Here is a 13,160-nt window from a genome sequence, read left to right as displayed (position 1 = left end):
GCCTGCACATTTGTGTCACATTAATAGTTAAATTCTTTTGTCATTACCTGCAAACACACCTTTGTCATTGTTAAATAAAACTTTTGGTTATGAGTCATTTCGTGACGGCCAACAAGAAGTTATTGATGCTTGCTTAGCTGGGCAAGATTCCTTGGTGCTCATGCCTACTGGTGGCGGTAAAAGTCTGTGTTATCAAATCCCTGCTCTGTTACAAAGCCATATTACTGTGGTGGTTACGCCTCTACTGTCGCTAATGAAAGATCAAGTAGACCAATTATTAGAGCTTGGTATTGCAGCGGCTTTTATTAATAGTCAGCAAGACAGACAAGAACAAATTCAAGTGTTGAACCAAGTTCAGCATGGCGAAGTCAAAATAATCTACGTATCGCCAGAGCGTTTGTTACAGCCTAGCTTTATGGATCATCTTAAATTTTGTGGTGTGAGTTTATTTGCTATAGATGAAGCGCATTGTTTATCCCATTGGGGCCATGACTTTAGGCAAGACTATTTACGTTTGCATTGTATAAAGCCTAATTTTCCAAACACGCCAATTATGGCGTTAACGGCAACCGCAGATAAAGCAACTCGTCACGACATAAGTTATCAGTTACAGCTACAAGACCCTTTTATTCATGTTGGCAGCTTTGATAGACCAAATCTGAGATACACAATTGAAGAAAAGTTTAAGCCGTTAAATCAGTTGTTAACTTTTTTGGGCACTCAGTCGGACAATTGCGGAATTGTTTATTGTTCAAGCCGCGCACGGGTTGACGATATTACCGCAAAATTACAAGCAAAAGGCTTTAAAGCCGAAGCGTATCATGCAGGTTGGGATACCGCCCATAGAATAGCGGTACAAGATAAGTTCCAACGTGATGACATTGAAATTGTAGTAGCCACTATCGCCTTTGGTATGGGAATTAACAAACCTAATATTCGTTTTGTGGTGCATTATGATTTAGCCAAAACTATAGAAAATTATTACCAAGAAACTGGCCGTGCTGGTCGAGATGGTTTACCTGCCGAATGTTTATTGTTTTTTGATTCTGCCGACGTACCAAGAGTTAAACGCATGATCAGCGATAATCCAAATGAAGATCGTGCCAAAGTAGAATTACAGCGTTTTAACGCTATGGTGGCATTAGCTGATGCACAAACCTGTCGTCGCCAAGTCTTACTGAATTACTTTAACGAATATAACAACCATACTTGTGGTAACTGCGATATTTGCTTGGACCCGCCAAAGTCATTTGACGGAACGTTATTAGCACAGCAAGCCTTGTCTTGTGTTTACCGGAGTGGACAACAATTTGGTGTTGGTCATGTAATTGATATTTTACGTGGTAGCCAAAATGTCCGAATTAAAGATCACGGTCACGACAAATTAAGCACTTATGGAATAGGAAAAGACCAAAGCCAAGAATATTGGCTAAGTATAATGCGTCAGCTAATTCATCAAGGTTTGGTCGAGCAGGATATTAGTCAGGGCAGTCGTTTATTATTAACAGAAAAATCTCGACCGTATTTAAAAAGTGAAAAAATATTAGATTTAGCGGTGCCAAGAATTGGCCGTACGCATCTATATGAAAAACCAGCTAAAGTGAATTACGACAAACACTTGTTTGCTCGCTTAAAAGGTCTTAGAAAATCTATCGCCCAGGAACACGATGTACCACCATTCGTGGTGTTCTCGGATGCCGCCTTGGTTGACATGGCGAACAAGCTACCAACTAATCCAAGAGCATTTTTGGCGGTGTCTGGTGTGGGTGAAACTAAGCTACAACGTTATGGTCCAGCATTTTTACAAGTGATAGAACAGCATTTGGCAGGCGATAATTAAGTTTTGGCTGTTATTATCTTTTGAGCTGATATTGATGTATTTACCGGGTTAAATGAAGAACTAAACAAAGAACTAAATAAGAGCTAAAGAAGAATTAATGGGATGAAAATAAGCGACTGGCATTTATAAAATCAGTCGCTTGTTATAACAACTTTGTTATTTTAATGAAGCAAAATAAGCAGAAACATTAGCGATATCAGCATCCGATAACGGCATTGCCATCGCAGACATAACTGGGTCAGTTCGAGTACCAGATTTAAATGCCTTTAACTGTTTAACTAAATACGCTTCTTTTTGCCCAGCAAGATTTGGATACATAGGGATCACGCTGATACCCGCTGCGCCATGACAAGCTCCACAAACGGCAGAAGCCGCTTTTCCTGCTGCAATATCTGCGGCATTTGCATTGAATGCAAAAGAGGCGATTAACGCTGAAGTGATAAGTAATACGTTTTTCATAAAAACTCCAAATGTAAGTTTTAAATTTATAAGATGTTATTCACTATAAACTAGCATCTATTAAGATAATGTCGAATAGAGAATTACCATCTTTAGTAATAAACGTTCTATTCGTTAAGTTAGATCAATCTTTTATTTAATTAAGTTAAGGTCTTGGATAAAAAGTATGTCAGACAACAACAAAATACAGCTAAATCTTAAGCATACTTACGCCGACCAACTTAGCGAATTTGCTTCTTTTATTACTCCAACAAAGTTACCGAATCCTGAATGGGTGATCACAAGTAACCATGTTGCTCAACTACTGGAGTTGCCTGATTCCGTATTCTCCAATAGTGAATACTTAAATTGGTTTAGTGGTAATACAAATTTAACTAACACCAAGCCATTAGCGCAGAAATACACAGGACATCAATTTGGTCATTATAATCCAGATTTGGGTGATGGTCGCGGTTTGCTTTTAGCTGAATTACAAACGAGCTCTAATCGTTGGGACATCCACCTAAAAGGTGCAGGGCAAACGCCTTATTCACGTTCAGGTGATGGTCGAGCTGTATTGCGCAGTAGTATTCGTGAGTTTTTGGCATCGGAAGCGTTATTTTATTTGGGTATTCCAACTAGCCGAGCGTTAGGCGTGTTTAAAACATCAGAAGGCATTCAAAGAGAAACGCTCGAACAAGGTGCGGTTCTTATTCGTATTTGCCAAAGCCATATTCGCTTTGGCCACTTTGAATATGCGTTCTATCAAAACAATACTGAGCTATCAGAATCGCTGGTGGATTATACCTTCACAGAGGTTTTGCAATTAGCTCCAGCAGAAGCGCTATCCATACAGGACAAAGCACTAGCGGTTTACACTGCAGTGGTTAAATCTACCGCCTTGTTAATTGCCAAGTGGCAAGCGTTTGGTTTTTGTCATGGGGTTATGAATACAGACAATATGTCTATTTTGGGTATTACGTTTGATTTTGGTCCTTATGGTTTTTTAGATGATTTTGATTCTAAACATGTGTGCAATCACTCGGACTATGCCGGACGTTATGCTTTTGATGAGCAACCAGGCGTTGGCTTGTGGAACTTAAAAGCACTAGGCCAAGCATTCTCTGGATTACTAAGTAAAGATCAGCTGATGGAGTGTTTAGCGCAATATGAACCTATTTTAGTCAACGAATACTCAGGCCTAATGCGCCAGAAGTTAGGCTTATCAAAAAGCGATAAAGGCGATCAGATTTTATTAGGTCAGTGGCTTGGGTTATTACAAAAAGATAAACGCGACTACACCAACTCTTGGCGTTTACTGTCAAATTACGACGGTAGTAATGATGACAGTATAATTGATCATTTCATCGACAGAAACGCTGCAAGTAAGTGGCTGGAAAAATACAAACATCGTTTGTTATTAGAAAAAGATGACACGCAAGTTCGACTGCAAAAAATGAAAGCAGTAAACCCAAAATTCATATTAAGAAATTACTTAGCTCAACAAGCAATTAAGTCTGCAGAAGCGGGTGATAATTCAGAGTTGGAAACCTTATTTGAAATTTTAAAACACCCTTTTGACGAACAGCCAGAGTTTGAAAACTACGCAGCAACACCACCAGATTGGGGCAAAGAGCTGTCGATAAGTTGTAGTAGTTAAGACTGGGGTAGCTGTTTGTACTTGTCATCGTAATGTCTGACTCAAAAGAGCCAGACATTAGATGCCCGATATTATATAGGGATGGCTAACTACTAATTTACAAAGCTTAAGTTGCAAAGCCGTGCGGCATGTTAGTTTCATGACCATTTACTGATAGCTTTTTGATTATCTGAGCTTTATCTGGATATTGCTTAATTAACTCATCGGCTAATCCAGCTTCAAAACAAGCTCCAGTAAATCCTGGTGCCATAGTGCAACCAAATAAGGCATATCTGCCACCATCATTCAGGCAGCCAGCTTGCCATACACCAGCCGGAATAACATATTGTACATGTTGCCCTGCTGTTGGATTGGTGCCCATTAATATCTCTTCTGTTCGTCCGTCTGGATATAACAAATACAGCGTAAATGGGTCGCCGTTATAGGCATGCCATACTTCATCAAAATCCAGTTTATGGAAGCAGGATAAGCTATCCGGTTCGTTGGCATAAAGGCCAATCATAGCTGTGCCAGCAGGATCACCATTTGTATTCTCTTGATTAGAACGCCAGGTACTTTTAAACAAAGTGCCTTCAACAGGTAGTCGTTCAAAACGGTAATGACGCAGCATAGCCACAGTATCTTGGTGGATTGGCTTTTGGTTAAATCTGTTCACATTTACCACATCGATAATGGCATCTACATTTAAAGCGCCATATAAATGCGGAAATGATTCTGTGCTGAAAAAGGCGCGAACCAAATCATCATCACTAAAGTCACCTGCGGCACCTTCATAGATAAGTTGAGCATTAAGCAAACTGACATCAATCACCAATAATTTTAAATCAGTAGCACCTGGATAAAAGGTATTTACAACTTCGCTGACTTGGTGAGGCTGACACAAATGCATAAACCCTTCTTCTTTCACACTCGGATGTTCATACTCAGTTTGTTGCAGAATGTCGGTTGCCAACTCTGGGGAGGCAATGCAAAACACGCAGGTTTTGGTATCGGATGGCATTTAAGCTCCTTATTTTATTCTGTTTATAGATTTTTATTATACGATGCTATTACATTTATACCGTGCAATAAAATTAGTTTTTACTATAAATATCAGTTAAATACGTTTACATATTACAAATCTTCCCACTTACTCAACTTATGCTTAGCTGCACTTTTTCTGTAATACAGAGACATTATCAAACCAAATAATAGGCCACTAAAAATACTAGTGCCTACTACATTAAATATTGGTAAGCGTTCTGTGCTCCAGGTTGTAAACCACATTAATAAGCCCCAGATTAAACCAAAAAAAGTTGCTAAAAAAGCAAAGTTTTTAATAAATGTATTGTAATGTACCGGTCTAATTTTAAGCCCTAACTTTCTTAATAGAACAAATATTGGCGGATTATAGTTAGCCTCGCGCATGTCAGTTTGTGCTAATTCTGCTTGGGCTTTTTCTAGTTTTGATTGATATGACATTTTTGGCCTTGGCTACTTTATGTTACGGAAAATTGGGTTTGATTTAAGTTCTATTTATAGGTTGCTTTAGCAGCTCTATTTCAAGTTCTGAATACACTTTAATATCGTGTTTAGTCAGTAGTTCCGCAGTCATGCCTTGTCCTGCTATTAAGGTGTTGTTGAACTGTCCATTATAAATTTGTTGATTACCACAGCTTGGACTTTTAGCTTTTAACAAAGCTATTTTAATATCATGCTGTAGGCATAATTTAAGAGCAAGTTGAGCGCCTTGGTCAAACTCTTGAGTGACGTCTTGGCCATTCACTGTGATGATTTTATCTTGTTGGCGCTCAGCAGGATCTCTTGGTGTTGGCAGTCCACCGGCCTGTTCAGGGCAAACAATGACTAAACGGTTTTGTTGTTGTAATTGTTGTAGCCAGTCTATTTCTTTTAATGGCACACTCTTGCCGTCGTACCTTACTGGGTGGCCCAATAAACACGCTGATACCAATATTTTTTCTGACATTACTTACTCTTTACGCTTTTTATTGAAAAAGGACTGAACATTTAGTCAACAGTCTTTATAATACCTTTGATTTTAAAAGGATATGAGAAAAATAAATGAGTTTATCTGTTGTAGTTTTAGCTGCCGGCAAAGGCACACGTATGAAATCTAGCTTACCTAAAGTATTACACCCAGTTGCCCATAAACCAATGGTACAGCACGTAATAGATGCGGCCAACGCCCTACAGTCAGAAAATGTCAGTATTGTATACGGTCACGGTGGTGAGCAATTACAACAAGCATTAAATCATAATGATGTGCATTGGGCATTACAGTCTGAGCAATTAGGTACAGGTCATGCAGTGAAAGTTGCAGACAAATTTATGCCGGACTCAGACACTATCCTTATTTTGTACGGTGACGTACCACTTATTCAAACATCCACATTAGAACGCTTATTGGCCGTTAAGCCAGAACAAGGCATTGCTTTATTAACGGTTAAATTAGATAACCCATCTGGTTATGGCCGCATTGTTCGTGAAAATGGCAAAGTGGTTGGTATTATTGAACAAAAAGACGCAAGTCCAGAACAGCTTGAAATTGATGAAGTTAACACTGGTATTATGGCAGTTAACGGAAAGTTATTAAAAGACTGGTTAGCTAATTTATCCAGCGACAATGCTCAAGGTGAATATTACTTAACAGACGTTATCGCGATGGCGCATAACGCAGGTTACGCCATCGAAACGGCTCATCCTGATACAGGTATTGAAGTTGAAGGCGCAAATAACCGTGTTCAATTAGCCACATTAGAACGTGAATACCAACGCCGTGAAGTTGAAAAACTTATGTTAGCTGGTGCATCAATGCGCGATCCACAACGAGTAGATGTTCGTGGTGACGTAACTGTAGGTCAAGACGTTGAAATAGACGTTAACGTTGTATTTGAAGGCACTGTTGTTATTGGTAACAATGTAAAAATCGGCCCTAACAATGTACTTAAAGATTGTACTGTTGGTGATGGCACTGTGATTGAAGCCAATTGCTTAATCGACCAAGCACAAGTTGGTGAGTATGCTCAAATTGGTCCATTTGCTCGTTTACGTCCAGCGGCTATTGTTGGCAATAAAGCCAAAGTTGGTAACTTTGTTGAAATGAAAAAATCAACATTAGGTGAAGGCTCTAAAGCGAATCATTTCTCTTATTTAGGCGATGCAACTATCGGCCGTGGCGTTAATATTGGTGCTGGCGTTATCACCGCTAATTACGATGGCGTGAACAAGTTTAAAACAGAAATTAAAGACAATGCGTTTATTGGAACTAACTCAACATTAGTGGCACCAATATGTATTGAAGAAAATGGTTTTGTCGCCGCTGGTTCAACAGTGACCAAAGGTGTAGCTGAAAACGGTTTGGCTATTGCCCGTGGTAAACAACGTAATATCGATGGTTGGAAACGTCCAACTAAAGATTAATACCAAGGTTATCTTTGTTTTTTAGCAAAAACGAGAAGTATACACAAGCGTATTATTGGTGATGTAAACGTCATTGCTTGTACTTAATTTCACTTAGCTTATGTCAATTAGCTTCATCTTACTTAAGTAGGCAATAATGTTTTCAGTACTGGTAATAAACTGTCTAGTGGTAGCGCTTGTTGTACTGGTTCATTACCAGTTTCTATACCGTATTGTCTTATATATGCCAAAGATGAAAGTGAAACACAATCTCAGAATTGTATTCGGCGTTTTTGGTGCATTAATAGCGCATATAATAGAAATTTGGATTTTTGGCATCGCATTTTATTATATGGATCTTGCCGAAGGTTGGGGAAGTTTGGTCGGGAATGTCTCAGGCCGACTTATGGACTGTGTTTATTTTTCATTCACTGTTTATACAACGGTTGGTTTTGGCGATATTGAACCTCATGGGCCTTTACGATACTTAACTGGTATTGAGTCGTTAACTGGGCTTATTTTAATTACATGGACGGCTTCATTCTTATATCTAGAAATGCAGAGATATTGGAGCCGAGATTAAAATATAGGTAGCTGTTTTAAATTAGAATTTATGCAATTGTATGATGGAATATTAAATGAAAAAAGTACTAATTATTGTCACATTACTCTTAAGTATGAGCCTAAGTGGCTGTGCAGTGAATATCACACCAGACTCGTTCATTTATCAGGATGAAGAAGTTGAAATTCTGCTGAATTTACAAGAAATTGAAACTAAGTTAGCAACTAGCAGCGAAACGGCAGTTGTTTCTAACATTAGCTTAGTGACAGAGCATGGCTTAACACTTAATGGCGTTAAGTTGATCAACCAAGATGCCACTGCCAATGTAATTTTGTTTGCTGGCAACGGCATGAAGATAAGCCGTTCACCAGGTATTCTAAAGCAGTTTTCATTGATCCCCGCCAATGTCATTTGGTTTGATTATCAAGGAACAGGCGTTAGTGAAAAAAACGAAACGTTATCAATTGACGGCCTAAAGTCCGATGCGTTAAATGTCTTCGACTTTGCCCAAGAAACATTTCCCGAACAATTACCCATTGTTATCCACGGTTTATCAATGGGCTCATTAATAGCGGGTTATATTAGTTCTGAACGACCAATTGATGGTTTAGTGTTAGATGGTGGAATTACTAGCGTACCTCAACTTGTTGATAATTTAGTGCCGGCTTGGTCAAAGGCATTATCTACCGTAACAATATCACCTGAATTAACTGAAATAAATAATGTCGAATTAGTCGCTCAATATACAAACCCACTACTACTTTTAGTTGGTAATGAAGACACTACAACACCTGTCGAGTTCTCTCATGATTTATATAAAGCATCGACTAGTAAAATTAAGATAATGAAGATACTACCTGAAACTGAGCACGGTCAAACAATGACAAAGCAACTGGCGGTTGATGTATATAAAGCCTTTATTGCAAAATTAGTTTGTTGTAGTTCTACTTCATAAGTGAGTTTTAGTAATTAATCGCTGCATGTTTATTTTATGATTTAGCGTTCGAGGAAAATTGTGATATCAAAGTTACCCCGTTGGGTAGAATACGGTTCATTTTTACTGGCTTTAGTCGCTGGATTAGTGAACTCTATTGGTTTGTTAGGTTTTAAACATCAGGCAATTTCTCACCTGTCTGGTATCACCACGCTTGTTGGTACTGGAATTGTTAATTCATCCATATTTGATGTTCTCCACTTAGTTATTGTCTTGCTTAGTTTCTTAATTGGCTCTGCTGTGTCTGGCTATTTTTTACATGGCGGGGCATTAAAGCTAGGGCGGAATTATTCTAGTTTATTATTGTTAGAAGCAGCGCTGTTATTGGGCACTATTTACTTTTTAACCAATGATTCCTTACTTGGTCATTATTTAGCATCGGCAGCTTGTGGTTTACAAAACGCATTAGCAACTCGTTACAGTGGCGCTGTTGTGCGCACGACACATGTCACCGGAATCTTCACTGACTTAGGCATTATGCTTGGCTTAAAGTTAAAGGGCGAAGACTTTGATAGCCGCAAAGCATTGCTGTTCTTGTTAATTATTTTAGGTTTTATCTTAGGTGGGGTTTGTGGCGCTTATTTATTTGGTGCTATGCAATTTTACGCTTTGTCTGTGCCTGCAGCAATTTGTTTATTGTTAGCCTTAGCGTATGCACTCTATAGCCGTTTGCAATATACCGAGCTAGAGTAACTAAATAGTCAGGTGAAAAAGTACTTTTAACAGCCTAATATTACTCTATTAGTTTATGCAGCCTGCTCTTGCTTAGCTTTTTTTTGGGCTGTTGTAATTTGGGTTGCGTTTATTTGAGCTTCAATAGCTAATCGCGCGAGCTCTTGTTCGGCTTGCTGATCCGCCAGTCCATTATTCAATTGTCCATATAAATTCACAACTTCACCCACAATGATCAGCGCTGGCGAGCCTATTTGATGAGTTTGCACTAATTCATCCAAGGTATTTAATGTGCCAATCACCACTCTTTGATCCGGTCTTGTGCCTTTTTCAATAATGGCTACTGGTGTATCAGCTGCGCGGCCATGTTTGATTAACTGGCTCTTAATTTCAGGGCTTTGAATAATACCCATATAGATAACTAAGGTTTGATTTGCACTTGCCAGAGATTGCCAATTTGTATCCGAGCTTGTGTCCGTCGCTTTCTTAAGATGGCCCGTTACAAACTGCAATGATTGAGCATAATCTCTATGCGTTAATGGAATACCAACTGCGGCAGAACACGCTGCGGCTGCGGTAATACCGGGTATCACTTGATATGGAATATTATGTTTTGCTAGCAATTGAGCTTCTTCACCACCACGGCCATAAATATAAGGGTCGCCGCCTTTTAAACGACAAACCATTTTGCCTTTGTGGGCTAAATCAACAAGGAGTTGATTGATTTGCTCTTGCGGTAATGTGTGGTTACCTGCTTTTTTACCAACCGATACGTATTCAGCGTCTTCTCGACATAAAGATAAAATCTCATCAGTAATTAAGTAGTCATACACAATAACGTCAGCGGCTTGCATTATTTTTAATGCTTTAATTGTTAGTAGATCAGGATCGCCTGGGCCACCTCCTACTAAAAACACCTGACCTTTAGCTATGCTTGATATGCTACCTGGCTGAGTAAGATTTTTACTTTTAAACTGAATAGACCTTGGTTGGTTCTGCATATTAAATTCCATCACCCTCTACATTTTCATGTAAACCACATTCACGAGTTAAACCAAAAAAGCGCGTTTCTTCTTCGGTCATGCCAGGCTCAAGTTTACGTGTTGTTTGTTTGTCGCCAACAGACACATAACCTTCTTCCCATAACGGATGATAAGGTAAATCATGCTTTTGTAAGTATTGGTAAATGTCTTTATTAGTCCATTCCAAAATTGGGTGTACTTTAAGTACTGGCTTATCGTTACCACGAATAAAGCTGTATTCAGCTAGATTTTTATTAGCGCGGCTGCTTGATTGTCCAGCACGAATACCACTAAACCAAACACCAACATCTAGCTCTTCAAGTGCACGATTCATAGGCTCAACTTTGTTCATTTGGTTGTACTGTTTTAAACCAGCTTCATCCTTTTCCCAAAGCTTGCCAAAACGTGCTTCTTGCCACGCAGGTGTTAGTGGACTGCGGTATACCTTTAAATTAAGGTTTAAACGTTCAGTTAATTGATCAATAAACTGGTACGTCTCGTCAAACAAATAACCCGTGTCGGTTAAAATTACAGGGATATCAGGTTTAATTTGCGTGACCATGTGCAACATAACCGCAGCTTGAATACCAAAGCTGGATGATAATGTAATCTGCTCGGGTAAATTATCTACACACCAAGCAACACGTTGCTCGGCAGTAAGCGGAGTTAATACTGCATTAATTTCCTCAAGTTTTTTTAGCAACTTAGCCTTTTGTGTCGAAGCATCAGTATTCTTATCAATGGCTGTAGTCATAATTTATTTCCTAAAAGGGCTGTTAACAGCCCTAATTTGTTAGGCGTGGAAGTCAGTTTTTGAGACTTTCACTTCGGCAACAATTCCAGTACGGATCACAAAGTCACCAAAACATTCATGCTCGTTGTTCTCAAGCGTTAAACGTTCTTTTGCCCAAGTACCAATAAGCTCGTCGAATGCAGCTAGATATACATCTTCAGATACGTTTTCTAAGTACAGTTTTGGTACACGAGTACCTTGACGGTTACCGCCTAGATACACATTGTATTTACCTGGACCTTTACCAACTAAACCAATTTCAGCCAACATTGCACGGCCACAACCATTTGGACAACCAACAACACGTAAAATTATGTTGTCGTTAGCAATGTCATGTTTAGCAAGCAAGCTTTCTGTTTGCTCAACTAAAGTTGGCAAGTAACGTTCGGCTTCTGCCATTGCTAATGGGCAAGTTGGAAAAGATACACAAGCCATAGAATTTTTACGTTGCTCAGTGTGGCTATCATCAATTAAGCCATGTTCACGAGCAATTTTTTCTATGATGTCTTTTTGATCTGCAGGTACACCAGCAATAATTAAATTTTGGTTTGCTGTCATGCGGAAATCACCTTGGTGAATTTCAGCAATTTTACGACAACCGGTTTTCAGTGTTTTTTCTGGGTAATCTAAAATACGACCACTTTGAATAAACAAAGTTAAATGATGTTTGCCGTCAATGCCGTCAACCCAACCAATACGATCGCCGCGATGAGTGAATTCAAATGGACGACTGTCTTCAAATTTAACACCAGAGCGTTTTTCAACTTCAGCTTTAAATGCCGCAACGCCGTAGTTATCTAATGTATATTTGGTTTTCGCATTTTTACGATTAGAACGGTTACCCCAATCACGCTGTACAGATACAACATGTTCAGCAATCGCTAATGTATGCTCAGCAGGGATGAAACCAAAGTCATCAGCTCTACGTGGGTAAGTGTTTACGTCGCCATGAGTCATGGCCAAACCGCCACCGACTAATACGTTAAAGCCAACTAACTTACCGTCTTGCGCAATTGCCACAAAGTTTAAGTCATTCGCATGAATGTCCACTTCGTTATCCGGTGGGATAGTGACTGTGGTTTTAAACTTACGAGGTAAATAAGTAGAACCTAAAATTGGTTCTTCTGTTGTTTCAGACTTTTCACCGTCTAACCAAATTTCAGCATACGCTTTGGTTTTTGGTAACAAATGTTCAGATATTTTCTTAGCCCACTCGTACGCTTCTTGATGTAACTCAGATTGCACTGGGTTAGCAGTACAAAGTACATTACGGTTAACATCTCCAGCCGTTGCAATTGAGTCAATACCAACGCCATCTAGCATTTGGTGCATGCCTTTAATATGTGGCTTTAATACACCGTGGAACTGGAATGTTTGACGCGTGGTTAAACGAATACTGCCGTATGAGGTTTTATCATCAGCAAATTTGTCTATCGCTAACCATTGTTCTGGTTTGATGATGCCACCAGGCATACGTGCGCGTAACATAACGTTATGCAAAGGTTCTAATTTTTGCTTAGCACGTTCTGGTCGAATATCACGGTCATCTTGTTGATACATGCCATGAAAACGAATTAACTGGAAGTTATCAGCAGTAAAGCCCCCCGTTAATTGATCGCCAAGATCAGGTTCAATAGTCCCGCGCAAAAAGTTACTTTGACCTTTTAAGCGTTCGTTATCAGCAAATTTTGCATCTGGATCGTGTTTGCTGTTTTTCTTAAATTCGGTGTTGTCTATTTTATTACTCACGTTCTTTCCTAAATTCTGTTGTCTTTGGCGT

At 39.2% G+C, this 13,160-nt stretch carries 12 protein-coding genes and 1 pseudogene; 6 read left to right on the top strand and 7 right to left on the bottom strand.

Annotated features, from left to right (window positions below):
* Window positions 1–37 precede the first annotated feature (37 nt).
* Window positions 38–1,840 carry a DNA helicase RecQ gene (recQ, locus tag BTO11_RS03170; protein WP_229793366.1) on the top strand — a complete coding sequence of 601 codons (1,803 nt, stop codon included), beginning with the start codon at window positions 38–40 and terminating at the stop codon, window positions 1,838–1,840.
* Window positions 1,841–1,996: 156 nt separating this feature from the next.
* On the opposite strand, the gene BTO11_RS03165 is transcribed toward recQ, so the two are convergent.
* Window positions 1,997–2,299, bottom strand: coding sequence for a c-type cytochrome (locus tag BTO11_RS03165; protein WP_105051226.1), 303 nt, complete (start codon window positions 2,297–2,299; stop codon window positions 1,997–1,999).
* Window positions 2,300–2,465: 166 nt separating this feature from the next.
* On the opposite strand from BTO11_RS03165, the gene BTO11_RS03160 reads away from it, so the two are divergent.
* On the top strand, window positions 2,466–3,938 hold the full coding sequence (locus BTO11_RS03160; protein WP_105051225.1) for a protein adenylyltransferase SelO: 1,473 nt from the start codon (window positions 2,466–2,468) through the stop codon (window positions 3,936–3,938).
* A gap of 106 nt (window positions 3,939–4,044) precedes the next feature.
* Here BTO11_RS03160 and BTO11_RS03155 read toward each other — a convergent pair whose 3' ends face one another.
* The 3 genes from BTO11_RS03155 to BTO11_RS03145 all read right to left on the bottom strand — a co-directional run bounded on the left by BTO11_RS03155 (window position 4,045) and on the right by BTO11_RS03145 (window position 5,904).
* A complete protein-coding gene (locus tag BTO11_RS03155) occupies window positions 4,045–4,938 on the bottom strand; it encodes a cupin domain-containing protein (RefSeq protein WP_105051224.1) in 894 nt (297 codons plus the stop codon).
* A gap of 113 nt (window positions 4,939–5,051) precedes the next feature.
* Window positions 5,052–5,399, bottom strand: coding sequence for a DUF6404 family protein (locus BTO11_RS03150; RefSeq protein WP_105051223.1), 348 nt, complete (start codon window positions 5,397–5,399; stop codon window positions 5,052–5,054).
* 43 nt (window positions 5,400–5,442) lie between these two features.
* Complete coding sequence (locus tag BTO11_RS03145; RefSeq protein WP_105051222.1) at window positions 5,443–5,904, bottom strand: 2-thiouracil desulfurase family protein; 462 nt, start codon at window positions 5,902–5,904, stop codon at window positions 5,443–5,445.
* Window positions 5,905–5,999: 95 nt separating this feature from the next.
* On the opposite strand from BTO11_RS03145, the gene glmU reads away from it, so the two are divergent.
* The 4 genes from glmU (at window position 6,000) to BTO11_RS03125 (ending at window position 9,586) form a co-directional block, all read left to right on the top strand.
* Window positions 6,000–7,358 carry a bifunctional UDP-N-acetylglucosamine diphosphorylase/glucosamine-1-phosphate N-acetyltransferase GlmU gene (gene glmU, locus BTO11_RS03140; RefSeq protein ID WP_105051221.1) on the top strand — a complete coding sequence of 453 codons (1,359 nt, stop codon included), beginning with the start codon at window positions 6,000–6,002 and terminating at the stop codon, window positions 7,356–7,358.
* A 136-nt stretch (window positions 7,359–7,494) separates the two neighbouring features.
* Complete coding sequence (locus tag BTO11_RS03135; protein ID WP_105051220.1) at window positions 7,495–7,920, top strand: potassium channel family protein; 426 nt, start codon at window positions 7,495–7,497, stop codon at window positions 7,918–7,920.
* A gap of 55 nt (window positions 7,921–7,975) precedes the next feature.
* On the top strand, window positions 7,976–8,854 hold the full coding sequence (locus tag BTO11_RS03130) for an alpha/beta hydrolase (protein WP_105051219.1): 879 nt from the start codon (window positions 7,976–7,978) through the stop codon (window positions 8,852–8,854).
* A 60-nt stretch (window positions 8,855–8,914) separates the two neighbouring features.
* A complete protein-coding gene (locus BTO11_RS03125) occupies window positions 8,915–9,586 on the top strand; it encodes a YoaK family protein (protein ID WP_105051218.1) in 672 nt (223 codons plus the stop codon).
* Between the two features lie 173 nt (window positions 9,587–9,759).
* Here the strand turns inward: BTO11_RS03125 and cobA are convergent.
* The 3 genes and pseudogenes from cobA to cysI all read right to left on the bottom strand — a co-directional run.
* Window positions 9,760–10,491: pseudogene (gene cobA / locus BTO11_RS03120) on the bottom strand (uroporphyrinogen-III C-methyltransferase); the annotation flags it as partial.
* A gap of 76 nt (window positions 10,492–10,567) precedes the next feature.
* Window positions 10,568–11,341 carry a phosphoadenylyl-sulfate reductase gene (locus BTO11_RS03115; protein WP_105051216.1) on the bottom strand — a complete coding sequence of 258 codons (774 nt, stop codon included), beginning with the start codon at window positions 11,339–11,341 and terminating at the stop codon, window positions 10,568–10,570.
* 39 nt (window positions 11,342–11,380) lie between these two features.
* A complete protein-coding gene (cysI, locus tag BTO11_RS03110; RefSeq protein ID WP_105053645.1) occupies window positions 11,381–13,117 on the bottom strand; it encodes an assimilatory sulfite reductase (NADPH) hemoprotein subunit in 1,737 nt (578 codons plus the stop codon).
* Window positions 13,118–13,160: the final 43 nt, after the last annotated feature.

This window comes from Psychrosphaera saromensis (genome assembly GCF_002954545.1).
GTDB classification, from domain to species: domain Bacteria; phylum Pseudomonadota; class Gammaproteobacteria; order Enterobacterales; family Alteromonadaceae; genus Psychrosphaera; species Psychrosphaera saromensis.
Note: the sequence above shows the minus strand (reverse complement) of the source record. Positions and strands in the feature narration are given on the sequence as shown.

What these genes read in the sequence shown, in the direction of transcription:
- BTO11_RS03165 (WP_105051226.1), bottom strand. Translation starts at nt 2,299, where the DNA reads ATGAAAAACGTATTACTTATCACTTCAGCGTTAATCGCCTCTTTTGCA.
- BTO11_RS03160 (WP_105051225.1), top strand. Translation starts at nt 2,466, where the DNA reads ATGTCAGACAACAACAAAATACAGCTAAATCTTAAGCATACTTACGCC.
- BTO11_RS03155 (WP_105051224.1), bottom strand. Translation starts at nt 4,938, where the DNA reads ATGCCATCCGATACCAAAACCTGCGTGTTTTGCATTGCCTCCCCAGAG.
- BTO11_RS03150 (WP_105051223.1), bottom strand. Translation starts at nt 5,399, where the DNA reads ATGTCATATCAATCAAAACTAGAAAAAGCCCAAGCAGAATTAGCACAA.
- BTO11_RS03145 (WP_105051222.1), bottom strand. Translation starts at nt 5,904, where the DNA reads ATGTCAGAAAAAATATTGGTATCAGCGTGTTTATTGGGCCACCCAGTA.
- glmU (WP_105051221.1), top strand. Translation starts at nt 6,000, where the DNA reads ATGAGTTTATCTGTTGTAGTTTTAGCTGCCGGCAAAGGCACACGTATG.
- BTO11_RS03135 (WP_105051220.1), top strand. Translation starts at nt 7,495, where the DNA reads ATGTTTTCAGTACTGGTAATAAACTGTCTAGTGGTAGCGCTTGTTGTA.
- BTO11_RS03130 (WP_105051219.1), top strand. Translation starts at nt 7,976, where the DNA reads ATGAAAAAAGTACTAATTATTGTCACATTACTCTTAAGTATGAGCCTA.
- BTO11_RS03115 (WP_105051216.1), bottom strand. Translation starts at nt 11,341, where the DNA reads ATGACTACAGCCATTGATAAGAATACTGATGCTTCGACACAAAAGGCT.